The sequence below is a fragment of the Achromobacter sp. ES-001 genome (assembly GCF_019448355.1).
Lineage (GTDB): Bacteria > Pseudomonadota > Gammaproteobacteria > Burkholderiales > Burkholderiaceae_B > Achromobacter > Achromobacter spanius_B.
In genome coordinates this window covers 412,301-438,812 of record NZ_CP079940.1, presented here as the reverse complement: position 1 = coordinate 438,812, position 26,512 = coordinate 412,301, and the positions used below count along the sequence as shown (strand labels likewise).

The window sequence follows — 26,512 nt, the reverse complement described above, 5'->3', positions numbered from 1 at the left end:
CTATACAATTCCCCCGCTTCATCGGAGTTGCCATGCCCACGCCTACCCCCGCGGCCCGTCCGCGCCCTTTTCTTTTAGCCTGTCCGGATTTGTCGGCCGAACGCTTGGGCAATACGGAGACGCCCGGCGTCTGGCATTTCGATTCCGGCGTACCCGGCAAGCGTGTCATGTTGAGCGCGCTGATCCACGGCAACGAGCTGTGCGGCGCCTGGGCCCTGAAAGAAGCGTTGACGGCCGGGCTGCGGCCTCGCCGGGGTTCGCTGACGCTGGCCTTCTGTAACCTGGCCGCGTTCGACCGCTTCGATTCCGCCAATTACGCCCCCGCCCGTTTTGTCGACGAAGACATGAACCGCGTCTGGAGCGACGACAAGCTGACCGTGCCGATCAGCCAGGAACGCCGCCGCGCCGCGCAGATCCGTCCATGGATCGAACAGTCCGACTGGTTGCTGGACTTTCATTCCATGAGCAATTCCGACGTGCCGCTGCAACTGACCGGCATGCAGCAGCGCAATATCGACCTGGCCCTGGCGCTGGGCAACCCGGCCACCATCATTGCCGACGCGGGCCATGCGGCCGGCGTGCGCATGCGCGACTATGGCCGCTTTGGCGAAGCCGGCGACAACGGCACGCGGTCCTTGCTGATTGAATGCGGCTTCCATGGCGCACCCGAAGCGCGCGGCGTGGCGGTGGACCAGATGGCCCGCTTCCTGCTCGAAGCCGGCACACTGGACCGCGACGACATTCCCGCCGGCTGGATTGAACCCGCCGCCGCCACCCAGCGCGCACTGCGTGTTACCCACGCCGTTGCGGCCAAAAGCGCCGACTTCCGTTTTGCCGAGCCCTGGAAGGGGTTGGAAACGCTGGCCACCGCCGGCACCGTCATCGGCTGGTCCGAAGGCGAACCCATCGTCACCCCGTATGACAACTGCGTGCTGATCATGCCGTCCACCGCCAACCTGCGGCCAGGCGTGACCGTCGTGCGGCTGGCGCAGCCTATCGGCTGATCGACACCCATCGGCACCACCGAGCGGCGCCCATCCACGAGGCGCCGCCGACCATTCAAAACAAGGGAAAGCATGTCCATCCAGGTATCCACCCGCAGCGCATTACTGGCCTTGGCCTGTACGTTGGCCGGCGCCCCCGCCGCCATGGCGCAGACGACGCCCACCACGTTGAAGATCGGCCTGTCGTCCGAGCCCACGTCGATGGACCCGCACTATCACCAAGCCACGCCCAACGACGCGATGACCTCGCACATGTTCGAGACGCTGGTGGGGCAGGACGCCAAGATGGACTTGATTCCGCGTCTGGCCACGGGCTGGAAGGCGCTGGACGACACCACCTGGGAATTCACGCTGCGCGAGAACGCCCGGTTTTCCAACGGCCAGCCTTTCACCGCGCAGGACGTCATCTTCACGTTTTGCCGCGTGATGAACAACGAACAAGCGATCGGCGGTTCATACCCGGCGATCGTGCAGAAGTTTGCCGACGTCCAGGCGCAAGGCAGCAACAAGCTGGTCATCAAGACGCACAAGCCCTATCCGCTGCTGCCCAACGACCTGACCCGCACGGCCATGCTCTGGAGCGGCATCGTCGAGCACGGCCCCATCACCTTCGACTTGAAAAACAAGTGCGGCGTGACCGGCCCCTGGCCCACCGTGGCCGACTTCAATGGCGGCCGCGATGTGATCGGCACCGGCCCGTACACGCTGAAGTCCTACGTGAAGGGCACGGCCATCGAGCTGACGCGCAACGACAGCTATTGGGGCGAGAAGCCCGCCTGGCAACAGGTCAAGCTGATCCCCGTGCCCGCCGCCGGCCCGCGCCTGACCGGCCTGTTGGCCGGCGACTTCGACCTGATCGAAAACCCCGCCGCGCGCGATGTGAAGCGCATTTCGGAAACGCCGGGCTTCGGCCATGTGATCACGCCGTCGGTGCGCGTGGTGTATTTCCAGTTTGATGTGGGCCGCAGCCCCAGCCCCACCGTCAAGGCCGCCGACGGCAAGAACCCCTTGCAGGACGTGCGCGTGCGCCGCGCCATTTCCATGGCCATCGACCGCAAGACCATCGCCGCGCGCATCATGGATGGCGCCGCCACGCCCGCCAACCAGTTCCTGCCCGACGGCATGTTCGGCACGCTGCGCCATCCGCCCGAACTGAAGTACGACCCCGAAGGCGCCAAGAAGCTGCTGGCCGAAGCCGGTTACCCCAACGGCTTCGAGCTGACCATTTCATCCACCAACGACCGCTACATCAACGACGCCCAGATCTCGCAAGCCGTGGCGCAGTACCTGTCGCGCGTGGGCATCAAGACGACGGTCGACGCGATGACGCGCTCGGTGTATTTCCCCAAGCGTGCCAAGCGCGAATTCAGCTTTGCCATGGGCGGCTGGTCGTCTGAAACCGGCGAGGCGTCGTCTTTCCTACAATACTGGGTCAGCCGGTTCGACAAAGAGCACGGCCTGGGCACCAGCAACTATGGGGGTTACGACAACCCCGAGTTCGACGGCGTATTCAAGCGCGCCCTGGTGACCGTGGACCCGGCCGAGCGGGAAAAGCTGCTGCAACAGTCCCTGGCGATTGCGCTGGCCGACCTGCCCAGCATTCCCCTGCACTTTGAAAGCAGCATCTGGGCGTTCAAGAAGGGGCTGGTCTACGAGGGCCGTGCGGATCAGTACACGCTGGCCATGTCGGCCCGACCGGCCAAGTAGTCGCCCAAGTAATTGTCCAGGTAATCGCCCAAGCAAGCAGCCAGATAACCCCACCCACTCAACACGCCAAGCCAACACGCGGCGCGCCAAGAAACCCTGAGCCCACCAAGGAAATCATCACGTGGCCTTGTTCATCCTGCGCAGACTGATCCAGAGTCTGTTCGTACTGCTGGCCGTATCGGTCGTGGTCTTTTTCGCGGTGTATGCCGTGGGCGACCCGATCGAACTGCTGGTCAGCCCCGAAGCCAGCCAGGCCGCCCGCGAGGCGATGATCGCCCGCCTGGGCCTGGACCTGCCCGTGTGGCAGCAATACACCGGGTTCCTGTGGCGCGCGCTGCATGGCGACCTGGGCACGTCGTTCGTGCACGGCATCCCCGCCATCGAGCTGATCGTGCAGCGCATTCCCGCCACGTTCGAACTCGTTATCGTGGCCATCATGCTGACCTGTGTGATCGGGATTCCGCTGGGGCTGGTCGCCGGCCTGTACCGCGACGACTACCTCGGCCGCGGCATCATGGCGTCGTCGGTGCTGGGCTTTTCGCTGCCGAACTTCTGGCAGGGCATGATGCTGATCCTGCTGTTCGCCGTGTGGCTGGGCTGGCTGCCGGCCACGGGGCGCGGCGACACCGTGACCGTGCTGGGCGTGCGCCTGTCCATCCTGACGGCTGATGGCTGGTCGCACCTGATCATGCCGGCCATCAACCTGGCGCTGGCCAATATCGCGCTGGTGCTGCGCCTGACGGCCTCGGGCGTGGTCGAAGCGCGCAGCCAGGACTACGTGAAATTCGCGCGCGCCAAGGGCGTCAAGCCCGGCCGCATCGTGCGCCGCCACATCCTGCGCAACATCCTGATCCCGGTCGTGACCGTGATCGGCATGGAATTCGGCAGCCTGATCGCCTATTCCACCATCACCGAAACCGTCTTCGCGTGGCCCGGCATGGGCAAGCTGCTGATCGACAGCGTCTACCAGCTGGACCGCCCGGTGGTGGTTGCCTACGTGATGCTGGTCACCCTGATCTTCGTGGTCATCAACCTGGTTGTGGACATCCTGTATGCCGCGCTCGACCCGCGCGTGCAGCTGGTGGCCCCCGCTCAATAATCCGCCATGGCTAACTCTCCCAATCCCGGCCGCACCCGCACCGTCCAGCCTCTGGCCGAGACCCCGCAGCGCGCCTCCATCCTGAAAAAACTGCATGCGCGCCCCACCGTGCGCGGCTCGGTCATCGCGCTGGCCATCCTGATCATCCTGGTGGTGTTCGCGCCTTACTTCGCGCCGCAAAACCCCTATGACCTGGCCAACCTGTCGCTGATGGACGGCCGCCTGGCGCCGCGCCAGGCGCTGATGGACGGCAGCATCGCGTGGCTGGGCACCGACGACCAGGGCCGCGACATGCTCAGCGCCATCCTGTATGGCCTGCGCATCAGCCTGATGGTGGGCTTGTCGGCCGTGGTGCTGGCCACCGCCATCGGCGGGGCCATCGGCCTGATCGCCGCCTACGTCGGCGGCCTGGTCGACACCATCCTGATGCGCATCGTCGACTTCATCCTGGGCTTTCCCACCATCCTCGTGGCGCTGGTGCTGCTGGTGGTGCTGGGGCGCGGGGTGGACAAGGTGATCCTGGCGCTGGTGCTGGTGCAGTGGGGGCACTACGCCCGCATCATGCGCAGCCGCGCGCTGCAAGAGCGCCGCAAGGAATACGTCGAAGCCGCCGCCAACCTGGGCTTTCCCGCGTGGCGCATCATGGTCTTCCACCTGCTGCCCAACTGCCTGGGCCCGGTCATGGTGTTCGCCACCATCCAGATCGCCACCGCGATCGCGCTGGAAGCCACGCTGTCCTTCCTGGGCGTCGGCGTGCCGATCACCGAGCCGTCGCTGGGCCTGCTGATTTCCAACGGCTTCCAATACCTGCTGTCGGGCGATTACTGGATCAGCCTGTTCCCCGGCATTGCGCTGCTGGTGCTGATTCTTTCCATCAACATCGTGGGCGACCGCCTGCGCGAAAGCCTGGACCCCCGACGAGCATGAGCGACATTCTTCTTGATGTGCGCGGGCTGCGCACCGCATTCCATACCGAGGCCGGCGCGTACCTGGCCGTCGACGGCGTCGACCTTACCGTGCGCCGCGGCGAAATCGTGGGCCTGGTCGGTGAATCGGGCTCGGGCAAATCCGTGACCGGTTTCTCACTGCTGGGCCTGATCGACCCGCCCGGGGAAGTGGTGGACGGCGAAGTGAAGTTCAAGGGCACCGACCTGCGCAAGCTCACGGAAGAGCAGATGCGCCAGTTGCGCGGCAACCGCATCGCCATGATCTTCCAGGACCCCTTGATGACGCTGAACCCGGTGCTGCGCATCGGCGAGCAGATGATGGAAGCCATCCTCACGCACGAAAACGTGTCGCGCGCGCAAGCCGAGGAACGCTGCCGCGAGGCGCTTGAGATGGTGGGCATTCCGTCGCCGGAATCGCGCTTGAAGAGCTATCCGCACGAATTCTCCGGCGGTATGCGCCAGCGCGTGGCCATTGCCATCGCCATGCTGAACAAGCCTGACCTCATCATCTGCGACGAGCCCACGACCGCGCTGGACGTCACGATCCAGGGCCAGATTCTTTACCGCATGCAAGAGATCTGCCGCGAGCACAACACCGCGCTTATCTGGATCACGCACGATCTGGGCGTGGTAGCCGAGCTGGCCGATCGCGTCGCCGTCATGTATGCGGGCCGCATCGTGGAAAGCGGCCCGGTTGAACAGGTGCTGGAATCACCGCGCCACCCCTACACCCGGGGCCTGTTGGATTCGATGCCCGGCGCCACGCAACCCGGCGCGCGCCTGCACCAGATCAACGGCATGGCGCCCAGCCTGGCGGGCCGCCCCTCGGGCTGTGCGTTTCGGCCGCGTTGCCCCAAGGCGATCACGCGCTGCACCGAACAAGCCCCCTCCGTTACCACCGAAGGTCCGCGCAGCTACCGCTGTTACGTGCCGATAGCCCGCGAGGCACAGCAAGCATGAGCCAAGCCGATACTCCCGTCATCGAGCTCAAGAACGTCCACAAGCGATTCGAACAGCGCCCCGATCTGGCCCAGCGCATCCTGGCCCTTGCCGGCCGCCCGCTGGACCGCCGCACGGTGTATGCCGTGAACGGCGTGGACCTGTCCATCAAGCGCGGCGAAGTCGTCGGGCTGGTGGGCGAATCAGGTTGCGGCAAGTCCACGCTGGGACGCGTCGTGGCCGGCCTGCACCGCCAGACCGAAGGCGAACTGCTGTATCAGGGCCGCGATGCCGTGCGCCTGCGTGGCGCCGACAAGCTGGCCTATACGCTGGGCGTGCAGATGATTTTCCAGGACCCGCAAGCGTCCTTGAACCCGCGTCAGCGCCTGCGCCAGATCCTGGGCGAATCGCTCAAGGTCCACAAGCTGGCGCCACCGGCCGAGATCCCCGCGCGCATCGACCAGGCCTTGAAGGAAGTGGGCCTGGACGCCGAATACCGCGACCGCTTTCCCCATCAGATTTCCGGTGGCCAGCGCCAGCGTATCGGCATCGCCCGCGCACTGATGGTGGCCCCCAAGTTTCTGGTCTGCGACGAACCCGTGGCGGCGCTGGACGTGTCGATCCAGGCGCAGGTCATCAACCTGTTCATGGACCTGCGCGAGCAGCACGGTTTCACCTACCTGTTCATCAGCCACGACCTGGGCGTGGTCAAGCACATCTCGGACCGTGTCGCGATCATGTACCTGGGCAAGATCGTGGAAATCTCCACGTCTGCCGAGATCTTTGCGCGCGCCAATCATCCCTACACCCAGGCCCTGATGGCCGAAGTCCCGGACGTCGCCCGCCGAGGCCGCAAGTTCACGCCGATCAAGGGCGAAATTCCGTCGCCGCTGAATCCGCCGCCCGGCTGTACCTTCAACCCCCGTTGCCCCCACGCCATGCCGCGCTGCCGCGAGCAGGCGCCGGTCCTGAAAGAAATCTCGGCGGGCCACTGGTCGGCCTGCCACCTGAACGAAGCGAGCGCCTGATGAAACCCTCCGATATGTCCAACGTGGACCGCATCGCCATCGAAATGGGCCATGCGGGCCGCAACACCATCCAGTACATCGACGAAGACCGCAATTCGGATCGTCCGTTCAAGCTGCAAACGTACCGCCCGTACGGCTACACGCCCGACCGCCCGGTCGTCATCGTGCAGCACGGCGTGCTGCGCAATGGCGATGAATACCGCGACTTCTGGGTCGAGGCCGCCGACAAGCACAAGCTGCTGATCGTGGCGTTGACGTTCTCGAACGAAATCTGGCCGGGCGTTGAAAGCTACAACAACGGCCGCGTGTTCTCGGCCGGCGGCAACCCGCGCCACATTGACGGCTGGACGTATGCGCTGGTGGGCAACGTCATCAAGGACATGATTGCCGGTGAAATCACCGACGGCCAGAACGTCTACCTGTTCGGCCATTCGGCCGGCGGCCAATTCGTGCATCGCCTGATGAGCAGCCAGTCGCACGCGCCGTTCAAGGCCGTGGCGGCGGGCAACCCGGGCTGGTACACCTTGCCCACATTCGACTACCCCTTCCCGGAAGGCATGGACGGCGTGGGCCTGACCGAAGACCACCTGGTCAAGCTGCTGGCCTACCCCATGACGATTCTGGCCGGTGACCAGGACATCGCCACCGACGATCCCAACCTGCCCTCCGAGCCCGCCGCCATGCGCCAGGGCCCGCACCGCTTTGCGCGCGCCCAGAACTACTACGACTTCGGCAAACGCGAAGCCGAGCGCCGTGGCGTGCCGTTCGGCTGGACGCTGCAAGTGGTGCCCGGCATCGGCCACGACGGCCGCGCCATGTCGGCCGTGTGCGCCAGCCTGTGGTTCGACGGCAAGATGCCCCATGACGCCGAACTGGCCCGCCTGGCCGGTCAGCAGGTCGCCTGATTCTGATCGCCCTTCCCTTTTTCATTGCTGGAACCCGATACCGCCATGTCCAACACCCAAAGCACTGAACAGATCGTCGCCGGCATCCAGAGCTGGTTGCAATGCGAATCGCCGTCGAACTACCCCGACGGCATCGCCGCCATGGCGCGCATCATCGCCGACTACGCGGCCGCCGCGGGCTTGACGGTGGAACTGTCGTCGCTGGGCCCCACCACGGGCCCGCTGCTGTACGCCACCAACCGCGCCCCCGGCGACACGCGCCCCGGCATCCTGATCCTGGCGCACATGGACACCGTGCATCCGGTGGGCACGCTGCTGGAGAACCCGGTCCGTATCGACGGCGACCGTCTCTACGGACCCGGCAGCTACGACATGAAGGCGGGCATCTACCTGGCGCTGACGGCGCTGGCCGGCGTGGCGCGCCCCGGCGCGACGCAGCTGCCGGTGGACTTCCTGGTGGTGCCCGACGAAGAAACGGGCAGCCATGCCTCGCGCGTGCACATCGAACGCTTTGCCGCCAACGCCAAGTACGCGCTGGTCTGCGAACCGGCCCGCCCGAACGGCGGCAAGTGCGTCACGGCGCGCAAGGGCACGGGCATGTTGAACCTGAACGTGAAGGGCCGCCCGGCGCACGCCGGCATGCAGCATGAAAAAGGCCGCAGCGCGATTCGTGAAATGGCGCATCAGGTGCTGGCGCTGGAAGCCATGACCGACTACGACCGTGGCATCACGGTCAGCGTGGGCACCATCGCCGGCGGCACGGTCACCAACACCGTGCCGGCGCTGTGCCGCTGCGTGGTGGACTTCCGCGTGCCCGACATGGGCGCCGCCGAAGACGTGCTGCGCCGCATGCGCGAGCTGTGCGCGGTGGGGCCTGACGTTGAACTGGACATCAACGTTGAATTGAACCGCCCGCCCATGGTCAAGACGGAGGCGGCGGCAGCCTTGCTGGCCCTGGTGCAAGGCTACGCGGACCGCGCCGGCTTCCTGCTGGAAGACGCGCCGATGACGGGCGGCGGCAGCGATGCCAACTTCACCTCGGCGATGGGCATCCCCACGCTGGACGGCCTGGGCGCGGACGGCGACGGGGCGCACACCTTGAACGAGTACGTGCTGGTGTCCACGCTGGAACAGCGGTTGAAGTTCTGGGAATTGCTGCTGCGCGAGCTCGCCTGAAAAACGGGGCTATAAAACAGGCTTAGAGAACGGGCCGGCAACTTCCCGATTCACCGGCCCCACTCACGCCCGATCACTCAACCCACGTCAACGCTACGCCCATCCGCCATGTCCGCCACCCTCGACAGCGCCATTGCCTACGGTCTCGCCACGCTGGCGGCCGACGGCACCGTCCTTGACACCTGGTATCCGCGCCCCTCACTGGCCGATCACACGCCGGCTGGGGGCACGCGCCACCTGACGCCCGAGGAAGCGCGCGCGGCGCTGGGGGAACACGTGCCCACCGCGCTGGTGCGCGACACGCGCCGCAAGGTCGACATCGTGGCGGTGCGCACGGCCATCGCGTCACTGGCCGAGCCGCCCGCCGACGCGCACGACGCCTACCTGCGCCTGCACCTGCTCAGCCACCGCCTGATCCGCCCGCACGAGGCCAACCTGGATGGCCTGTTCGGCGTGTTGTCCAACGTGGCGTGGACCTCTGCCGGGCCGTGCGCGGTGGATCAGGTCGATGCCCTGCGTTGGCAACTGCGCGCCACCGGGCAGGTGCTGGAAATACGGGGCGTGGACAAGATTCCGCGCATGACCGACTACGTGGTCCCCAACGGCGTGCGCATCGCCGACACGGCGCGCGTGCGGCTGGGTGCGTACCTGTCGCCGGGCACCACCGTGCTGCATGAAGGCTTCTGCAATTTCAACGCCGGCACGCTAGGCGCGTCGATGGTGGAAGGCCGCATCAGCGCGGGCGTCATCGTCGATGACGGCAGCGATATCGGCGGCGGCGCGTCCATCATGGGCACGATGTCGGGTGGCGGCAAGCAGGTGGTGTCCATCGGCAAGCGCTGCCTGCTGGGCGCCAATTCGGGCATCGGCATTTCGCTGGGTGACGATTGCGTGGTGGAAGCCGGCTGCTACATCACGGCGGGCACGCGCGTGTTGACGCCCGAAGGCGCGGTGGTGAAAGCCGCGTCGCTGGCGGGCCAGCACGGCCTGCTGTTCCGCCGCAATTCACAAACCGGTGTGGTGGAAACCTTGGTGCGCACAGCAGCTTGGGGCACCTTGAATCCAGCGCTGCACGCCGGGCATTGATCGCCGTGCAGCATAAAAAAAGGGCCGCTCGTAGCACGATGGCGGCCCTTCTTCATTGCGCATCAAGCGCCCGTTACGTCGCTTGAGGGCAATGCCCTATCAGGCGTATTCCGCCGTCTGGCCCAACTGGTCGTACACCAGGTTCACCAGCAGATCCGAGCTGAGAATACGCGTGGCCACGCACGAAAACACCGTCTTGCCGCTGTCGTCATGCAGCGTGATGGTTTCGGTCCAGTCGTTCAGGTCGATACGCTGCAACGACTCGTAAGGCCAGGTGGCGCCATCGATATGCAGGCCTTCGGCCGACAGGGCCAGTTCCTGCGTTTGAACACCGGGAAAATCACCGGACTTGATATACCGGAACGCAACGCGCTCACCGTTGGCCATCAACGCTTCCAGCACGGGCAGGCGCTGCGCGACATAACGCGAGCGGAAGGCATCCATGAACTGAGCGAAGTTGCTGACGTCGCCGGACACGATGGTCCAGTCTTGCGCCACGCGGGCACGGTAGGCAAATTGGTTGATCGGACCTGCCGTTGCGCCCGCTTCGGCGGGGAACAGGCAAAGATCCAGGACATCCGCGAATGCGGTGTAGCTGCGCGTGTCGCCTTGTTGGCAGACCACGCCTTTGTCATGCAATTCAAAGCGAACCGGGGCGCTCCCCGTGTGCGTAAACACCGCCAATGCGTCTGAGACCTGCGGGGTTTTGCTATCTGTCATGCAACTTCCTTATTGAGTTGGGGTGCTTTCGCGGCCCAGGACGTCGCACCGTCATGCGACACGCATTCTCCCTTATATGAGCGAAGCGTGCTTGATGACCCCTATTTATCGGCCAATTTCGCTGATTTCTGGTGCAATCCGGCGGTTTCGCGCGTGATCAGCGGCCGCGTCACGGCCCCGGCGCAATCGGCGCAAACGGGTAATGCCGCACGTCGCCGCCCCCGGCGATGATCGCGGTGGCCTCGGGCACCTCTTCCCAGACGCCCGGCATCTCGCTCAAGGGCTCGGACAGCAACAGGAACGCGTTCTCGTCCAGCGCGGCAATCTGCGGGTCTTCCGGATATAGCTCGCGCAAATGGCGCACGCAGGTGTTGTGGAACAGCGTGCGCGATTCCGCCTCGCTGGAATAACGCACCGCAATCAGCCGGTGCCCGTCCAGCGCGCACACCGTCATGTTGATGGGGTGCGTCACGCCATGGCGGCGGCCCGTCTCTTCCACTGCCCCCACCATGCGGGCCAGCGCGCGGATGGGATCTTCGTCCAGGCCGAACGTCAGCGCCAGCAGAAACATCACCTCGGAATCGGTGGAGCCTTCCAACGACCCGAAATAAGCGGGCGCGATCATCAGCATCAGGTCGCGGCGCAGCAGGGGATAGTCGCGAATGACCCCGTTATGCACGAACAGCCACTGCCCGTGGCGAAACGGGTGGCAGTTGGTTTCCTGTGCGGGCGTGTCGGTGGCGGCGCGGATGTGCGCCACGAACAAAGGCGCGTGGATGGCGCGCGCCGCTTCGCGCAGATTGCGGTCGTTCCAGGCGGGGTGCACGCTGCGGTAACGAAACGGCGGCTCGATGTGGCCATCGTAAGGTCGGCTGTACCAGCCCAGCCCGAAACCGTCGCCGTTGGTCGTGGTGGCGCCCAGCCGCGCATGCAGGCTTTGGTCGATTAGCGAGTGCTTGGCCTTGAACAGCACGCTTTCCATCTGCAAGGGACTACCGGTGTAAGCCAGCCAACGACACATGATGCGCTCCTTCAAGACGGATTTGCCCAGTGTAGGAGCCAGGCGCAATTTTCTACAAGCCTGGCGGCGCGCGCCCCGGCACAGTGACGCTTTTGCAAAATCAGCCGGAAGCCAAACGTGAACACGCCCTCATCCGTCCCCACCCTGCAAATGGGCTTTTCCAGCGACAACATCGCAGGCGCCAGCCCCGAGGTCATGGACGCGCTGCTGCGCGCGAACAGCGGCCAGGCGCCCGCCTACGGCGCCGATGATTGCTCACTGGTGGTGCAGCGCCGCCTTGCCGACATCTTTGAACACGAGGTGGACGTGCTGCTGGTGCCCACGGGCACGGCGGCCAATTCGCTCAGCCTTGCCACGCTGACACCGCCCTGGGGCGCGGTGCTGTGCCATACGCAAAGCCATATCGCCAATGATGAGTGCGGCGCGCCCGAGTTCTACACGAACGGCGCCCGCCTGACCCTGCTGGGCGGCGACGACGCCAAGATCGACCCCGTCCAGCTGGCGGACCACGCGCGCCGCAAGGTAGGCGACGTGCACACCGTCCAGCCGTCCTGCGTCAGCATCACCCAGGCCACGGAGACCGGCAGCGTCTATACCCTGGACGAAATCCAGGCCATCGGCGGCGTCTGCCGCGATGCCGGCTTGCCGCTGCACATGGATGGCGCGCGCTTTGCCAACGCGCTGGTCAGCCTGGGTTGCACGCCAGCGGAAATGACGTGGAAGGCAGGCGTGGAAATCCTGTCGTTCGGCGCCACCAAGAACGGCGTGCTGGGTGCCGAGGCCATCGTGCTGTTCAACCCCAAGCGCGCACAGGAACTCGCGTTCCGGCGCAAGCGCGGCGGCCATCTGTTTTCGAAGATGCGGCTGCTGTCGGCGCAGATGCAAGCGTATCTGGATGATGATCTGTGGCTGCGCAATGCGCGTCAGGCCAACGCCATGGCCGCACGGCTGGCGGCCGGCATGCAGGGCTTGCCCGGCGTAGCGATGCAAGGCGAGGCGGATGCAAACATCCTGTTCTGCCAGCTGCCCAACGCTGCCATCGAAGGCCTCTTGGCCGATGGCTTTCGCTTCTATCACGACCGCTGGGGCCCGGGTGTCGTGCGCCTGGTGACGTCCTTTGCCACCACGGAGCAGGATGTGGATCACTTCCTGTCCGCGCTGCGCGCGCGGGTGCGCTGAAACCAGAAGCGATTACGTCGTCGGCCGGTGTCGTCTTCGCGGTCGCCGTGGTCGCCTTGGCGGTCGCCGTGGTCGTCTTCGCGGCTAGCCTATGCCGTTGGCTGATACGCCGACGGCGGTGCGCCGTAGGCGGCTCGGAACGCGCGATTGAAATGGCTTTGGTCGTAGAAGCCCACGTCGGCGGCCACCTCTGCCACCGACACGCGCGCGCCGGCCAGCGCCGCGCAAGCGCGTTCCAGGCGCAGTCGGATCAACCATGCGTGCGGCGTCAAACCCGTACTGTGCGTAAAGCGCCGCAGGAATTGGAAGCGGCTCAGCCCGCAAAGCCGGGCCAGGTCATCCAATGAAATCTTGTCGGCAAGATGCGCCACGCAGTAATCGCGCACGGCCCGTTGATGGGCGGCCGACAAGCCGCCCTTGACCGCCTGCGGCTTGACGGTGCGCGTGCGCACGAACAGGTCGGCCATCACGGTCAATGACTGCGCTTGGCGTGCAAGCGGTTCGTCCGCCGCACCGGCCATCCACGCGTTGTGCAAAGCCATGAAGCGCCGCGCAAGGTCCGCGTCTTGCACCAGCGTGCCAAAGAACCGTTCCTGGGCGGCGGCGGCCGAAACGTCTTCAATGCAGGTGCGCATCAGCGCCGCCGAAATACGGAACGTCTTCAACACATAAGCCGCGCCGTGGTCGCCCGCGCCAGAGCCATCATGGATTTCACCGGGAGGCATCAGCGCAATGCCGCCCGGCCCCAGCAAAATACTCTGCCCGCGAAAGCGCTGCCGCTGCACGCCCTGCGTCACCAGACCAATGTGATAGTCCTCGTGATAGTGGCGGTCAAACTCAAACTGGCACAGCCGCGCCTGCCCCAACACCAGCCCCGGCGTGCCGCGCACCGGCAAATAGCGGACGTCGTCTTTAAGCGTGGCAGGCATGCGGCTTTCCCCGCTACTTCTTCAACAGCGCTTTCAACATCGCCATGCGCTCCTTGGGGTTCATCGCGGCGGTGGCTTCGTCTTCCTGCAAGCGCACGTCGCCCAGCCCCATTTCTTCGATGAACCGCGAAGGCTCGCGCACCAGGTCTTCACGCGCGCGGCGGCGGCGCTTGCACCAGCTAAGGTTCAGGCTGCGCTGCGCACGCGTGATGCCCACGTACATCAAGCGCCGCTCTTCCTGGATGCGTGTGGCCAGGTTCTCGGCGGCGCGGGCCGGGTCGCCGACCTCGTCGTCCTTGCCCAGGTGCGGCAGCAGGCCTTCCTCGACGCCCGCCAGGTACACGTGCGGATACTCCAGCCCTTTGGACGCGTGCAGGGTCGACATCTTGACCGCGTCGGGCTCGTCTTCTTCGCCGCGTTCCAGCATCGTGACCAGCGCCACGTGCTGCACCAGATCAAAGAGCGACATGTTGTCTTCTTCGGCCTTGCGCTTGAGCCAGCCGGTCAGCTCCAACACGTTCTGCCAGCGCGTTTGCGCGGGGCGTTCTTCGAACAGCTCGAACAGGTGACGTTCGTACTGGATGGCTTCGATCAGATCATCCAGGATGACACCGGCCGGCTCGGCGGGCGCCGCGTCCTTGCCCGAGGCGGCGCCGCGACCGGCGCGCCATTGCATGCGCCGAATGAACTCGGCAAAGGTGCGCAACGGGTCCAGCTGGCGTGGCGCCAACAGGCTTTCCAGCCCGGTCTCCGCCACGGCGGCCAGCAGCGACAGTTCCCGCGTGGCGGCGTACTGGCCCAGCACCTGCAACGTGGCCTGCCCGATGCCGCGCTTGGGCGTGGTGGCCGCGCGGATGAATGCGGGGTCGTCATCGTCATTGGCCAGCAGCCGCAGGTACGCCAACACATCCCGCACTTCGGCCTTGTCGAAAAAGCTCTGCCCGCCCGAGATCGTGTACGGAATCTTCAGGTTGCGCAGCGCCTGCTCCAGGATGCGCGACTGATGGTTGCTGCGATACAGGATGGCGAAATCCTTCCACTGCGCCTGGCGCTCGAAGCGCGAGGCCGACACCTTCATGGCGATGGATTCCGCTTCCTGTTCTTCGCCGTCCATGGCGGACACCAGGATGGGTTCACCCACGCCCAGGTCGGACCACAGCTTCTTTTCGAACAGCTTGGGGTTCTTTTCAATAACCGCGTTGGCGGCCGCCAGAATGCGCTGCACCGAGCGGTAGTTCTGTTCCAGCTTGATGAGCTTGATGTTCGGGTAGTCGGTGGTCAGCTTGGCCAGGTTTTCGATGGTGGCGCCGCGCCAGGCGTAGATGGCCTGATCGTCGTCGCCCACTGCCGTGAACATGGCGCGCGAGCCCGTCAGCAACTGCACCAGGCGGTACTGGCACACGTTGGTGTCCTGGTATTCGTCCACCAGCAGGTAGCGCACGCGATTCTGCCAACGCGTACGCACCTCTTCGTTGCTGGACAGCAGCAGCGCGGGGATACGGATCAGGTCGTCGAAGTCCACCGCCTGATACGCGGCCAGCGTGGCGGCGTAGCTGCGGTAGATGTTGGCGGCTTCCACGTCGCCCGGCGTGACGGCTTCGCGCGCCGCGTCGTCCGGCTCCAGCAAAGCGTTCTTCCACAGCGAAATGATGCCCTGCACGTGCCGCAGCCGGGCCTTGTCGGTGGTGGCCAGCAGCTCCTGGATGATCGACATGGCGTCGTCGGCGTCCAGGATGGAAAACGTGGGCTTGAGCCCGGCGTTGCGCGCTTCCTCGCGCAGCATCTTCACGCCCAGCGAGTGGAACGTGCTGATGATCAAACCCTTGGAGAGCTTGCGGTCCACCAGCGTCTTGACACGCTCGTCCATTTCGCGCGCCGCCTTGTTGGTGAAGGTCAGCGCCACCACGTTGCGGCCCATGTAGCCGCATTCACGCAGCAGATACGCGATTTTCTGAGTAATCACCCGCGTCTTGCCGCTGCCGGCGCCGGCCAGCACCAGACACGGGCCGTCCAGGTACAGCACCGCCTCGCGTTGAGCGGGGTTCATACCTTGGGCAATGGATTCGCTAGCGGACATGTTGAGCTTTAAAACGGGCGCAGGCGCCAGGCGCCTGCCGCGCCAGCGCGATAGAGGAAGAAGATCATAGAACAATCGCCTGCATGGCGCATCGGTGCCGGCCGCCTTCAGATCTCAAGCGGATCGACTTCCAGCTGCCAGCGCACGCGCGCCTCGTTGGCGATGTACGGCAGGTGGTGCGACCACGACGCCAGGAATGCTTGCAAGGCCGGCCGGCTGCTGCTTTCGACCAGCAACTGCGCGCGTTCGATGTTCGCCACGCGCACCACGCGCAGCGGCACCGGGTCATACAGCATGATGGCGTCCAGGCCGGGGAAGTCGGCCGCCCACTCGCCTTCGGGCAACACGCGGGCGCGCTCCAGAAACGCTTGGGCGACTTTGAGTTCGCGTGCCTCGGCGGTCAGCAGGGCTTGATAGACAAAGGGCGGCAAGCCGGTGCTTTCGCGTTCGTGCAAGGCGTGGCGCGCAAAGCCCGCGTAGTCGTGGCGCAACAGCGCCTGGTACACGGGCTGCTCGGGGTAACCGGTCTGGATCAGCACTTCGCCGTTGCCCTGATGGCGGCCCGCGCGGCCGGCCACCTGCATCAGCTGGGCGAACAGGCGTTCGGGCGCGCGGAAATCGTGCGCGAACAGCATCGAGTCGGAATTAAGCACCCCCACCAGCCCCAGCCGCGCGAAATCGTGGCCCTTGGCCACCATCTGCGTGCCGACCAGGATGTCGACCTCGCCCGCGTGCACGGACGCGAACAGGGCCTCGGCACTGCCCTTCTTGCGCGTGCTGTCGGCGTCGATACGCAGGATGCGCGCCTCGGGAAACAGTTCAGCCAGATGCTCTTCAACGCGCTGGGTACCCCGGCCCATGGGCGCCAGATCCTGGTCGCCGCATTCCGGGCACGCGCGCGGCACCGGTGCCTGGTAGCCGCAATGGTGGCACTGCAAGCGATGGCCGCGTCCGTCCGTGCGATGCAGCACGGTAAACGCGGTGCAGCGCGGGCAATTGCTGACCCACGCGCACGACTGGCAATGCAGCACGGGGGAATAGCCGCGCCGGTTCAGGAAGATCAGCGACTGTTCCTTGCGTTCCAGCCGCTGTCCGATGGCATCGAGCAGTTGCGGCGACATGCCGTGCTTCATTTGCAACCGGCGCGTGTCCACCAACCGCATGGACGGCAGCGTGCTGGAACGCGCGCGCCCGGGCAGCGTCAGGCGCAGGTAGCGGCCGCGCTCGGCGTGCTGCCACGTTTCCAGGGACGGGGTGGCAGAGCCCAGCACCACCGGGATGTCCAGATCGTGCGCGCGCCATACGGCGAGGTCACGCGCCGAATAGCGCAGGCCGTCCTGCTGCTTGTAGGACGCGTCGTGTTCCTCGTCCACCACGATCAGACCAAGCTTGCCAAGCGGCGCGAAAATCGACATGCGCGTGCCCAGCAGCATGCGCGCTTCGCCTCGCTGGGCGCGCGCCCAGGCCTGCAAGCGTTCGCCGTCGGACAGCCCGCTGTGCATCACCGCCAGCCCGTCCGTCCCGACCACCGCTTCCAGCCGCGCACGCAGCGCCCCTTCCAACTGGGGCGTGAGGTTGATTTCGGGCACCATCAGCAGCACCTGGCGGCCCTGGGCCAGCACCTGTTCGGCCGCGCGCAGGTAGACCTCGGTCTTGCCGCTGCCCGTCACGCCATGCAGCAGCACGGGTTTGAAAGACGTCAGTGCGCCGATGGCGTCCACGGCGGCAAGCTGCGCGTCATTCAATTCGGGGGGCTGGTCGGCCTTGGCCGGCGTGCGCACCGGTTTGCGCTTGCGGTTGTCCAGACGGGTCACGGGGCCACCGGCCGAGCGCTTGCCTTGATACGCCGTGGGCTTGCGCAGCGGCGGCGGCAAGGTCGGCAACATGACCTCGCCCAGCGGCCGCTGGTAGTAGTCCGCCGCAAAGCGCGCCAGCCGCAGCCAGTCCTCGTCAAAGGGGGGCAGGTCGTCCAGCACCTGTTCAATCGGGCGGATCTGCTTGGGGTCGTAGGACGGCTCGGCCGGGTTGTCCACCACCACCCCGATCATCTTGCGCCGGCCAAACGGCACGATCACCCGCAAGCCCACGGCGACGGGCGCATCACTGCGGTAGTCGAACGGGCCGGGCAACGGCACATCCAGCGCCACGCGCACCCAGCAAACGGCTTCGGCGGGCGGGCTTGGCAGCAAATCAGACATGGAGGCGGGTGGGCGTCACGGAGAAGGATTAATCCAAAGGGATGAGGGCCAACGGTGGAGGCGGCGTGCGGGCAATGGTGGCCCGGATGCGCCAAGCGACTCCATGGGCGCCTGTGGATAACTTTGGGGAAAAGGCTGGGGCAACATCAACTTTCGGAATAAGCCTGGATTGCCCGGTCGGGAGCAATCCAGTGGAAAACTCGCTTTTTCCTTTTAAAATCAACAATCTATGCAATGTTCCAAGATTGTAAACTAGCTTCTAAAGGGTTTTCCCCAAGCAAATTCCTGCTGTGCACAAGTCCTTGCTGGGGCCCTCGAACTTCGGCCCTTGGGACCGAAGCGTCCACTCACTTACCCGCGCAGCGAGCGGCTATGTTGGTGGACTTCTTCAACCAGTTCGGCTACGGCTTCGGGCGGAGTAAAGCGCGAAATCCCGTGTCCCAGGTTGAACACGTGGCCGCCCTCGCCCACCGGGCCGAAGGCGTCCAGCACCCGGCGCGCTTCTGCGCGAATGGCGGGGCCGCCGCCAAACAATGCCATCGGGTCCAGGTTGCCCTGGAAGGCCACGGAATCCCCGGTGCGGCGGCGCGCCGCGGCCAGGTCGACGGTCCAGTCCAGCCCCACCGCGTCGCAGCCACACGCTGCGATCTGCTCAAGCCATTGGCCACCGCCCTTGGTGAACACAATGACCGGCACGCGCCGACCTTCGTGTTCGCGGGTCAGGCCGTCGACGACGCGCTTGGTATAGGCCAGCGAAAACTGCTGGAACAGGCCGTCCGCCAGTACACCGCCCCAGCTGTCGAACAACATGACGGCTTGCGCGCCCGCGGCGATCTGCGCGTTCAGGTATTGCAGCGTGGCCTCGGCGTTGATCTCCAGGATGCGGTGCAGCAGATCGGGCCGCGAATACAGCATCGTCTTGATCAGGCGGTAGTCGTCGCTGCCCTTGCCCTCGACCATATAACAGGCAATGGTGAACGGGCTGCCCGCAAAGCCGATCAACGGCACCTTGCCGTCCAGCTCGCGGCGGATCACGCTGACCGCGTCAAACACGTAGCGCAGCTTGTCCATGTCGGGCACCGCCAGGCGGGCCACGTCCTGCTCGTCGCGCACCGGGTGCGCAAAGCGCGGGCCTTCGCCTTCCGCGAAATCCAGGCCCAGGCCCATGGCGTGCGGGACGGTGAGGATGTCGGAGAACAGGATGGCCGCGTCCAGGTCAAAGCGCGCAAGCGGCTGCAACGTGACTTCCATGGCGTAGTCCGGGTTCTGAGCCAGGCCCATGAAAGAGCCTGCGCGAGCCCGCGTGGCGCGGTACTCGGGCAGGTAGCGACCCGCCTGGCGCATCAGCCAGATCGGGGTATAGGGCACGGGCTCGCGCAAAAGCGAGCGCAAGAACACATCGTTCTTCAAGCTGGAAGCAGACACGACTATCCTCGTTGATCGGAAGCCGTGATTTTACTTCCCTTGGGCGGCAAGTAGCGGCAAGCCCGCACACGGTGCTTGCCAAGACGCAAAAGGAGGCATCGGCGCGCCGCTCAGCCACGCAGGCTGCGCAACCGCGCCGCCTGACGAAACGGGGCGGCGTCGATGCCGTGCTTGCGCATCAGCGCCCAGAAGGCCCGCCGATGCTTGGCGGATGCCCGCGCCGCCTGCGCCACATTACCGCCGTGGCGCGACAGCGCATGGTGGATGTAATCGCGCTCGAACCCGGCCACCACCCGCGACTTCGCCAGGCGAAACGCTTCGTGCGCGGGTAGCCGCCGGGGGTCGCGCAGGTTGGCCAGGCCCTGTTCCAGCACGTCGGGCGCCACGCGCGGCCGCGGCGCATGCGGCGGCACGCCCGCGCCGTCGCCGCGCGCCTGATAGTGGGCGGCCGGTTCCTGCACCTCGGACGCGCCTCGCTGCGACCAAGGCGGCGGCCGGCCGGCCACCGGTCGGCGCAGGCGTCCCAGCCGCACCCGCATGCTTTCCAGGCAGGCAGGCTGCGCCATGAAGTCGGTGGCGCCCAGGCCCAGCAAGTCTTCGATGGCGGGCGCCTTCATATCGTCCATCAGCAGCAGCAATGGCGTCGTCAGGTTCGCGCCTGCCATCGACAGCGCCGTGCGGGCCCACGCTACCGACGAGGGGGCCACCGGCAGGACGCAGCTGTCGTAGCGGCGCAAAGACACCGCCATGCGCGCCAGCACCTGGACGTCCGGCGCTCCGTCGCACGGCAGCGCCGTGATACATCCCGCAGCGGTTTGCGTGGCGTTTGTGCGCGCGGCGGCAGGCGTGGCATCCATCGGCACCAGATGCAGGCGTATGCGGGGCAAGCCGCTTTGATGACGCGCCACCCAGTCCCGCATGGCGGCCTCGTGGCCGGGCGCCAGCAGCACCCCGCAATCCAGCACTTGTCGCACCGCTTTCCCCTTGGCTTGTCAGGCAAAGTTGAAGGCTACTGTTGCGGATGCGGCCCAGCTATTCGTATCGAACGCATTGCGGTCGCCCCGTCGGCGGCATTGCGGCCAGCCGCTGCCAGCCGGTGCCAGCCGCGGCGGGCATGAAAAAAGCGGCCAAGGGCCGCTTTTTTCGATCCGGGCGAACCCGGCGTGTACTGCTTTGCCGCTTAGTGCGAACGACCGCCTTGGCGCAGCTTGCGCGCCGCGATGGCTTGCGCAGCCAGCATGGCGAGTTCAGCTTCGACAACTGCGATGTCAGCCTTGTCCTTGGCGTTCGCCAGGGCCTCTTCGGCCTTCTTGCGAGCTTCCACGGCGCGGGCTTCGTCCAGGTCGGAAGCACGGATAGCGGTGTCGGCCAAAACCGTCACGCTGCCCGGCTGCACTTCCAGAATGCCCCCGGCGACGAAGATGTTTTCCTCGCCTTGGTCGGCACGAACGATCTTGACCGTACCGGGGCGTATGCGCGAAATCAGCGGGGTGTGGCCGGGCAAGATGCCCAGTTCACCCGCCTCGCCAGGCAGCACCACGAACTTCGCCTCACCGGAGAAGATCGCTTCCTCTGCGCTGACGACATCCACATGCAGGGTAGCCATATCGGTTCCTTATTGCAGTTTCTTGGCCTTCTCGAAGGCCTCGTCGATCGAACCGACCATGTAGAAGGCCTGTTCCGGCAGGGCATCGCACTCGCCGTTCACGATCATCTTGAAACCACGGATGGTTTCGGCCAGCGGGACGTACTTGCCGGGCGAGCCGGTAAACACTTCAGCCACGTGGAACGGCTGCGACAGGAAGCGCTGGATCTTACGCGCGCGGGCCACGGCCTGCTTGTCTTCCGGCGACAGTTCGTCCATGCCCAGAATCGCGATGATGTCGCGCAGTTCCTTGTAGCGTTGCAGCGTTTGCTGCACGCCACGCGCAACGGCGTAGTGCTCTTCGCCGACGACTTGCGGGTCGAGCTGGCGGCTGGACGAATCCAGCGGGTCCACGGCCGGGTAGATACCCAGCGAAGCGATGTCACGCGACAGCACGACGGTGGAGTCCAAATGCTGGAAGGTCGTGGCAGGCGACGGATCGGTCAAGTCATCCGCAGGGACGTACACGGCCTGGATGGACGTGATCGAGCCCGTCTTGGTCGACGTGATGCGCTCTTGCAGCTTGCCCATTTCTTCAGCCAGCGTGGGCTGGTAGCCCACGGCCGAGGGCATACGGCCCAGCAGTGCGGACACTTCGGTACCGGCCAACGTGTAGCGGTAGATGTTGTCCACGAAGAACAGGATGTCGCGGCCTTCGTCACGGAACTTCTCGGCCATCGTCAGGCCGGTCAGCGCCACGCGCAGACGGTTGCCCGGGGGTTCGTTCATCTGACCGAACACCATGGCGACCTTGTCCAGAACGTTCGACTCTTCCATTTCGTGGTAGAAGTCGTTGCCTTCGCGGGTACGCTCACCCACGCCGGCAAACACCGACAAACCGCTGTGCTGCTTGGCGATGTTGTTGATGAGTTCCATCATGTTCACGGTCTTGCCCACGCCGGCGCCGCCGAACAGGCCGACCTTGCCGCCCTTTGCGAACGGGCAGACCAAGTCAATAACCTTGATGCCGGTTTCCAGCAGTTCCACCGACGGCGACAGTTCGTCGAAACGGGGAGCCGCTTGGTGAATGCCACGCTTTTCTTCGTGTTGGATCGGACCGGCTTCGTCGATGGGACGACCCAGCACGTCCATGATGCGGCCCAGCGTGCCGGTGCCGACCGGCACCGAGATCGGAGCGCCCGTGCCCGTGACCTTCATGCCGCGACGCAGACCGTCGCTGGAGCCCAGCGCAATGGTACGCACCACGCCGTCGCCCAGCTGTTGCTGCACTTCCAGCGTCAGGCCCTTTTCAGCGAACGACGAAGACTCGTCGTCAGCCAGGGTAAGCGCTTCATAGATCTTGGGCATGTGATCGCGGGGGAACTGAATATCCACCACGGCGCCGATGCACTGAACGATGGTTCCGTTGCTCATGTCGATTCCTTGCTTGATAGCTTTAGACGGGAGCTGCCTGCCTTAAACGGCGGCAGCGCCCCCTACGATTTCCGAAATTTCTTTGGTGATCGCGGCCTGGCGGGTCTTGTTGTAGACCAGTTGCAGCTCTCCGATGACCTTCTTGGCGTTGTCCGACGCCGCCTTCATGGCGACCATCCGGGCCGACTGCTCCGAAGCCATGTTCTCGGCCACGGCTTGATACAGCAGGCCTTCAACGTAACGCTGCAGCAGGTCGTCGATCACGCTACGGGCGTCGGGTTCGTAGATGTAATCCCAGCTGTAGTCCGACTTCACTTCCGACGTCTTGGCCAGGCTTTCGGCACCCGATTGGTACGGATCATCCAAACCACTGGCCAACGGCAGCAGGCGCAGGAACAGGGGCTCCTGCTTCATCGTGTTGACGAAGCGGGTCGAAGCCACGTACAGCGCGTCGATGCGGCCGTCCAGGTAGGCGTCCAGCTGCACCTTGATCGCGCCCAGCAGGCGGTCCAGTTGCGGCTTGTCGCCCAGTTGCACTTCCTGGGAAACCAGTTTGGCGCCAATACGGGTCAGCACACCCACGCCCTTGTTGCCGAAAGCGGTCGCTTGCACGGCGATGCCGTTTTTCTCGAACTCTTTCAGCTTGCCCAACGTCACGCGAGTGATGTTGGTGTTCAAGCCGCCGCACAAACCCTTGTCAGTCGTCACCATGACCACGCCGACCGCTTTGATTTCGCGTTCGACCAGGTACGGGTGGCTGTACTCGGGGTTGGCTTGCATCAGGTGCGCAGCAATCTCGCGCACCTTGGTGGCGTACGGACGACCAGCACGCATCCGTTCCTGCGCCTTGCGCATTTTGGATGCGGCGACCATTTCCATCGCCTTGGTGATCTTGCGCGTGTTTTGCACGCTCTTGATCTTGGTTCGGATTTCCTTAATTCCGGGCATTGCGCTTTCCTGTGAAGACTGGCCGATGGGTTCCGCTCGCGCCTCAACCATCCGGTAAGGACGGGTGAGGCGTTGCAGACGCCTAACCCATCACTTTCTTAAAAAGCACCGTGCTTCTTGAATTCCTGAACGGCGGTGGCCAGTTCGGCCTCGTCGTCCTTGGACAGTTCCTTGGTGTCTTCGATGCGCTGGATCATGGCCGCATGCTTGGCCTTCAACTGATCCTTCAGCGACTTCTCAAACGACAGCACTTGGGCCACGTCCACGTCATCCAGGTAGCCGTTGTTGACCGCGTACAGCGTGACGGCCAGTTCCCACACTTGCAGCGGCTGGTATTGCGGCTGCTTGAGCAGTTCGACCACGCGCTTGCCGCGTTCCAGCTGGCGACGGGTGGCGTCGTCCAGGTCGGAGGCGAATTGCGCGAAGGCGGCCAGTTCACGGTACTGCGCCAAGTCGGTACGGATACCGCCAGACAGCTTCTTGACGACCTTGGTCTGAGCAGCGCCACCCACACGCGACACCGAGATACCGGCGTTGATTGCGGGGCGGACACCGGCGTTGAACAGGTCGGTTTCCAGGAAGATCTGGCCGTCGGTGATCGAGATCACGTTGGTCGGAACGAAGGCGGACACGTCGCCAGCCTGCGTTTCGATGATCGGCAGTGCGGTCAGCGAACCGGTCTTGCCCTTGACGGCGCCGTTGGTGAACTTTTCGACGTAGTCTTCGTTCACGCGGGCAGCACGTTCCAGCAGACGCGAGTGCAGGTAGAACACGTCGCCCGGGTAAGCTTCGCGGCCCGGCGGACGGCGCAGCAGCAGCGACACCTGGCGGTAGGCCCAGGCTTGCTTGGTCAGGTCGTCATAAACGATCAGGGCGTCTTCGCCACGATCGCGGAAGTATTCGCCCATGGTGCAACCGGCGTAGGCGGCCAGGTATTGCATGGCGGCCGAGTCCGAAGCCGAAGCGGCCACGACGATGGTGTATTCCATCGCGCCGTGCTCTTCCAGCTTGCGCACCACGTTGTTGATCGTGGAAGCCTTCTGGCCGATAGCGACGTACACGCAGGTGACGCCCTTGCCCTTCTGGCTGATGATCGTGTCGACGGCGACAGCGGTCTTGCCGGTTTGGCGGTCGCCAATGATCAGCTCGCGCTGGCCACGGCCGATCGGCACCATCGAGTCGATAGCCTTGACGCCGGTTTGCAGCGGCTGCGACACCGAGCGGCGGGCGATAACGCCAGGCGCCACTTTTTCAATGATGTCGGTTTCTTTGGCGTTGACCGGGCCCTTGCCGTCAATCGGCTCGCCCAGCGTGTTGACCACGCGGCCTTTCAGTTCCGGACCGACCGGGACTTCCAGAATGCGGCCGGTCGTCTTGACCTGGTCGCCTTCGGAGATGCCGGTGTAGTCGCCCAGAATAACGGCGCCGACGGAATCGCGCTCGAGGTTGAGCGCCAGACCGAAAACATTGTTGGGAAATTCGAGCATTTCGCCCTGCATCACGTCGGACAAGCCGTGGATGCGGGTAATACCGTCGGTCACGGACACGACGGTGCCCTGAGTACGGACATCAGCCGAAGCGCCCAGGCCCTCGATGCGGCTCTTGAGCAGTTCGCTGATCTCGGAGGGATTGAGTTGCATATTGACTCCTGGAATCCTGTTAGTTGCCTTAAGCGGCGAGCTGATCGCGCATGCGGACCAATTGAGCTTGTACGGAAGTATCGAGCACTTGGTCGCCGACAGCCACGCGCACGCCGCCGATCAACGACTGGTCGACGGTGACGTTGGGCTTGAGCTTGAGGCCGAATTTTTGTTCAAGGGCGGCAACCAGGTCTTTGACCTGGGCGTCGCTCAGCTCGAACGCGCTGGTGATTTCCGCCTGCGCCGTGCCCTCGTGACGATTGCGCAGCACCACGAATTGCGAGGCGATGTCGGGCAGCAGCAGCAGCCGGTCGTTTTCAACCAGCAACTCGATGAAATTACGGGCGGCCTGCGGCAATTCGGCCTTGATCAGGCCGGAGAACAGCTCGACGCGCTGCTTATCGCCCAGACGCGGGTCGGCCATGGCCTCGCGCACGTCGGGGTTGGAGGCGACCTGCGACATTTCGCTGACCAGGTCGGCCCAGGCCGGCAAGCCGGCCTTGTCGTCGCGCGCTGCGCTGAAGAGCGCTTCAGCGTAGGGCCGGGCAACAGTGGAAAGTTCAGCCATGACGGTCCCGGATTAAAGCTGCGCGCGAAGCTGGTTGAGCAGCTCGGCGTGGGCGCGGGCGTCAACCTCGCGCTTGAGGATCTGTTCAGCACCCTTGACAGCCAACGCGGCAACATCGTCGCGCAGCGAGTCACGAGCGCGCTGGACTTCCTGCGCGGCATCCTGAGCAGCCTGAGCCACGATACGGGCGCGTTCAGCTTCCGCTTCACGGCGGGCTTGCTCGATCAGGGAGGCGGCTTGCTTCTCGGCCTCGATGATGCGGGCGTGGTTTTCGGACTTGGCAGAAGCCTCGATCAGACTGACGCGCGCCTGGGCTTGAGCCAAGTCGGCTTTGCCCTTCTCGGCGGCGGCAAGGCCGTCGGCGATTTTTTGGCGGCGCTCGTCCATCGCCTTCGTCAGAGGAGGCCACACGAATTTCATCGTGAACCAGCCCAGAACGAAGAACACGAGCATCTGGAAAATGATCGTCGCGTTCAGATTCACGGTCGTTCCTTTAACACCTTGCGGCTCCGACCGCACCCGGAAAGGGGCGTCACGGAGCACTCGATACTTTGCTGGCCGGCGACGGGGCTGTTGCCCACATCGCCGCCAACGTCATGACCCGCCTATTCGCCGGCGGGCGCTGCCTTAACCGACGAACGGGTTGGCGAAGGCGAACAGCATGGCAATACCCACGCCGATCAGGAATGCCGCGTCGATCAGGCCGGCCAGCAGGAACATCTTCGTTTGCAGAGCGTTCATCAGCTCAGGCTGACGAGCCGAAGCTTCCAGATACTTGCCGCCCATCAATGCGATGCCGATGCAAGCGCCGATAGCACCCAAACCGATGATGAGACCGCAAGCGAGGGCAACGAAAGCGACGTTGGTCATGACAACTCCTTGGTTAGAAATCTGAAG

Annotated in this window: 24 protein-coding genes; 10 read left to right on the top strand and 14 right to left on the bottom strand. The window is 64.9% G+C overall.

Annotated features, from left to right (window positions below; translation table 11 throughout):
- The first annotated feature begins 32 nt into the window (after positions 1-32).
- The 9 genes from KYT87_RS01890 to dapD all read left to right on the top strand — a co-directional run bounded on the left by KYT87_RS01890 (position 33) and on the right by dapD (position 9,891).
- Entirely contained in the window at positions 33-1,004 is a 972-nt protein-coding gene (locus KYT87_RS01890; protein ID WP_219991606.1) for a succinylglutamate desuccinylase/aspartoacylase family protein, read from the top strand.
- A 72-nt stretch (positions 1,005-1,076) separates the two neighbouring features.
- Entirely contained in the window at positions 1,077-2,711 is a 1,635-nt protein-coding gene (locus KYT87_RS01885; protein WP_104144811.1) for an ABC transporter substrate-binding protein, read from the top strand.
- Between the two features lie 121 nt (positions 2,712-2,832).
- Entirely contained in the window at positions 2,833-3,810 is a 978-nt protein-coding gene (locus KYT87_RS01880) for an ABC transporter permease (RefSeq protein ID WP_046806614.1), read from the top strand.
- 6 nt (positions 3,811-3,816) lie between these two features.
- The gene (locus tag KYT87_RS01875) at positions 3,817-4,737 is read left to right on the top strand and encodes an ABC transporter permease (protein ID WP_046806615.1); all 921 of its coding nucleotides are present in this window, start codon (positions 3,817-3,819) and stop codon (positions 4,735-4,737) included.
- Positions 4,734-5,717, top strand: a complete 984-nt coding sequence (locus KYT87_RS01870; protein ID WP_219991605.1) for an ABC transporter ATP-binding protein — start codon at positions 4,734-4,736, stop codon at positions 5,715-5,717. The genes KYT87_RS01875 and KYT87_RS01870 overlap by 4 nt, the downstream gene beginning before the upstream one ends.
- A complete protein-coding gene (locus KYT87_RS01865; RefSeq protein ID WP_046806617.1) occupies positions 5,714-6,724 on the top strand; it encodes an ABC transporter ATP-binding protein in 1,011 nt (336 codons plus the stop codon). Before KYT87_RS01870 ends, KYT87_RS01865 begins: the two co-directional genes overlap by 4 nt.
- A complete protein-coding gene (locus KYT87_RS01860) occupies positions 6,724-7,629 on the top strand; it encodes an alpha/beta hydrolase (protein WP_219991604.1) in 906 nt (301 codons plus the stop codon). Before KYT87_RS01865 ends, KYT87_RS01860 begins: the two co-directional genes overlap by 1 nt.
- Positions 7,630-7,674: 45 nt before the next feature.
- Entirely contained in the window at positions 7,675-8,805 is a 1,131-nt protein-coding gene (locus KYT87_RS01855; protein ID WP_104144877.1) for a M20 family metallopeptidase, read from the top strand.
- Between the two features lie 108 nt (positions 8,806-8,913).
- Positions 8,914-9,891, top strand: coding sequence for a 2,3,4,5-tetrahydropyridine-2,6-dicarboxylate N-succinyltransferase (gene dapD, locus KYT87_RS01850; protein WP_104144814.1), 978 nt, complete (start codon positions 8,914-8,916; stop codon positions 9,889-9,891).
- Positions 9,892-9,990: 99 nt separating this feature from the next.
- Here the strand turns inward: dapD and KYT87_RS01845 are convergent, their stop codons facing one another.
- Together KYT87_RS01845 and KYT87_RS01840 are read right to left on the bottom strand one after the other, a co-directional pair.
- Positions 9,991-10,611 carry a hypothetical protein gene (locus KYT87_RS01845; RefSeq protein ID WP_046806621.1) on the bottom strand — a complete coding sequence of 207 codons (621 nt, stop codon included), beginning with the start codon at positions 10,609-10,611 and terminating at the stop codon, positions 9,991-9,993.
- Between the two features lie 169 nt (positions 10,612-10,780).
- Entirely contained in the window at positions 10,781-11,632 is an 852-nt protein-coding gene (locus KYT87_RS01840; RefSeq protein ID WP_046806622.1) for a class II glutamine amidotransferase, read from the bottom strand.
- 117 nt (positions 11,633-11,749) lie between these two features.
- Here KYT87_RS01840 and KYT87_RS01835 point away from each other — a divergent pair, with 117 nt between their 5' ends.
- Positions 11,750-12,811 (top strand): low specificity L-threonine aldolase, encoded by a 1,062-nt coding sequence (locus KYT87_RS01835; protein WP_255593810.1) that lies wholly within the window; start codon positions 11,750-11,752, stop codon positions 12,809-12,811.
- 89 nt (positions 12,812-12,900) lie between these two features.
- Here KYT87_RS01835 and KYT87_RS01830 read toward each other — a convergent pair whose 3' ends face one another.
- From KYT87_RS01830 to atpE, 12 genes are all read right to left on the bottom strand, one after another.
- Entirely contained in the window at positions 12,901-13,740 is an 840-nt protein-coding gene (locus KYT87_RS01830) for an AraC family transcriptional regulator (protein WP_219991603.1), read from the bottom strand.
- Positions 13,741-13,753: 13 nt separating this feature from the next.
- Positions 13,754-15,817: a UvrD-helicase domain-containing protein gene (locus tag KYT87_RS01825; RefSeq protein ID WP_219991602.1), complete on the bottom strand. Its 2,064-nt coding sequence runs from the start codon at positions 15,815-15,817 to the stop codon at positions 13,754-13,756.
- A 107-nt stretch (positions 15,818-15,924) separates the two neighbouring features.
- Positions 15,925-18,015, bottom strand: a complete 2,091-nt coding sequence (locus KYT87_RS01820) for a primosomal protein N' (protein WP_046806626.1) — start codon at positions 18,013-18,015, stop codon at positions 15,925-15,927.
- A gap of 351 nt (positions 18,016-18,366) precedes the next feature.
- Positions 18,367-19,440, bottom strand: a complete 1,074-nt coding sequence (gene hemE, locus KYT87_RS01815) for a uroporphyrinogen decarboxylase (RefSeq protein WP_219991601.1) — start codon at positions 19,438-19,440, stop codon at positions 18,367-18,369.
- 110 nt (positions 19,441-19,550) lie between these two features.
- Positions 19,551-20,414: a helix-turn-helix domain-containing protein gene (locus KYT87_RS01810; protein WP_255593809.1), complete on the bottom strand. Its 864-nt coding sequence runs from the start codon at positions 20,412-20,414 to the stop codon at positions 19,551-19,553.
- Positions 20,415-20,620: 206 nt separating this feature from the next.
- Entirely contained in the window at positions 20,621-21,046 is a 426-nt protein-coding gene (locus KYT87_RS01805) for a F0F1 ATP synthase subunit epsilon (RefSeq protein ID WP_006217064.1), read from the bottom strand.
- A gap of 9 nt (positions 21,047-21,055) precedes the next feature.
- On the bottom strand, positions 21,056-22,459 hold the full coding sequence (gene atpD, locus KYT87_RS01800) for a F0F1 ATP synthase subunit beta (protein ID WP_046806629.1): 1,404 nt from the start codon (positions 22,457-22,459) through the stop codon (positions 21,056-21,058).
- A 42-nt stretch (positions 22,460-22,501) separates the two neighbouring features.
- Positions 22,502-23,407 (bottom strand): F0F1 ATP synthase subunit gamma, encoded by a 906-nt coding sequence (gene atpG, locus KYT87_RS01795; RefSeq protein ID WP_046806630.1) that lies wholly within the window; start codon positions 23,405-23,407, stop codon positions 22,502-22,504.
- Positions 23,408-23,505: 98 nt separating this feature from the next.
- Positions 23,506-25,047, bottom strand: a complete 1,542-nt coding sequence (gene atpA / locus KYT87_RS01790) for a F0F1 ATP synthase subunit alpha (RefSeq protein WP_046806631.1) — start codon at positions 25,045-25,047, stop codon at positions 23,506-23,508.
- 28 nt (positions 25,048-25,075) lie between these two features.
- Positions 25,076-25,615, bottom strand: coding sequence for a F0F1 ATP synthase subunit delta (locus KYT87_RS01785; RefSeq protein ID WP_046806632.1), 540 nt, complete (start codon positions 25,613-25,615; stop codon positions 25,076-25,078).
- A gap of 12 nt (positions 25,616-25,627) precedes the next feature.
- On the bottom strand, positions 25,628-26,098 hold the full coding sequence (locus tag KYT87_RS01780; protein WP_006227275.1) for a F0F1 ATP synthase subunit B: 471 nt from the start codon (positions 26,096-26,098) through the stop codon (positions 25,628-25,630).
- 144 nt (positions 26,099-26,242) lie between these two features.
- Entirely contained in the window at positions 26,243-26,485 is a 243-nt protein-coding gene (gene atpE / locus KYT87_RS01775) for a F0F1 ATP synthase subunit C (protein WP_003815363.1), read from the bottom strand.
- Positions 26,486-26,512 lie beyond the last annotated feature (27 nt).

Coding starts and splice junctions, on each gene's coding strand:
- atpA (WP_046806631.1), bottom strand. CDS start 25,047: ATGCAACTCAATCCCTCCGAGATCAGCGAACTGCTCAAGAGCCGCATC.
- KYT87_RS01890 (WP_219991606.1), top strand. CDS start 33: ATGCCCACGCCTACCCCCGCGGCCCGTCCGCGCCCTTTTCTTTTAGCC.
- KYT87_RS01805 (WP_006217064.1), bottom strand. CDS start 21,046: ATGGCTACCCTGCATGTGGATGTCGTCAGCGCAGAGGAAGCGATCTTC.
- KYT87_RS01855 (WP_104144877.1), top strand. CDS start 7,675: ATGTCCAACACCCAAAGCACTGAACAGATCGTCGCCGGCATCCAGAGC.
- KYT87_RS01830 (WP_219991603.1), bottom strand. CDS start 13,740: ATGCCTGCCACGCTTAAAGACGACGTCCGCTATTTGCCGGTGCGCGGC.
- KYT87_RS01825 (WP_219991602.1), bottom strand. CDS start 15,817: ATGTCCGCTAGCGAATCCATTGCCCAAGGTATGAACCCCGCTCAACGC.
- KYT87_RS01860 (WP_219991604.1), top strand. CDS start 6,724: ATGAAACCCTCCGATATGTCCAACGTGGACCGCATCGCCATCGAAATG.
- atpG (WP_046806630.1), bottom strand. CDS start 23,407: ATGCCCGGAATTAAGGAAATCCGAACCAAGATCAAGAGCGTGCAAAAC.
- KYT87_RS01865 (WP_046806617.1), top strand. CDS start 5,714: ATGAGCCAAGCCGATACTCCCGTCATCGAGCTCAAGAACGTCCACAAG.
- KYT87_RS01870 (WP_219991605.1), top strand. CDS start 4,734: ATGAGCGACATTCTTCTTGATGTGCGCGGGCTGCGCACCGCATTCCAT.
- dapD (WP_104144814.1), top strand. CDS start 8,914: ATGTCCGCCACCCTCGACAGCGCCATTGCCTACGGTCTCGCCACGCTG.
- KYT87_RS01840 (WP_046806622.1), bottom strand. CDS start 11,632: ATGTGTCGTTGGCTGGCTTACACCGGTAGTCCCTTGCAGATGGAAAGC.
- atpD (WP_046806629.1), bottom strand. CDS start 22,459: ATGAGCAACGGAACCATCGTTCAGTGCATCGGCGCCGTGGTGGATATT.
- KYT87_RS01875 (WP_046806615.1), top strand. CDS start 3,817: ATGGCTAACTCTCCCAATCCCGGCCGCACCCGCACCGTCCAGCCTCTG.
- KYT87_RS01820 (WP_046806626.1), bottom strand. CDS start 18,015: ATGTCTGATTTGCTGCCAAGCCCGCCCGCCGAAGCCGTTTGCTGGGTG.
- KYT87_RS01845 (WP_046806621.1), bottom strand. CDS start 10,611: ATGACAGATAGCAAAACCCCGCAGGTCTCAGACGCATTGGCGGTGTTT.
- atpE (WP_003815363.1), bottom strand. CDS start 26,485: ATGACCAACGTCGCTTTCGTTGCCCTCGCTTGCGGTCTCATCATCGGT.
- KYT87_RS01785 (WP_046806632.1), bottom strand. CDS start 25,615: ATGGCTGAACTTTCCACTGTTGCCCGGCCCTACGCTGAAGCGCTCTTC.
- KYT87_RS01885 (WP_104144811.1), top strand. CDS start 1,077: ATGTCCATCCAGGTATCCACCCGCAGCGCATTACTGGCCTTGGCCTGT.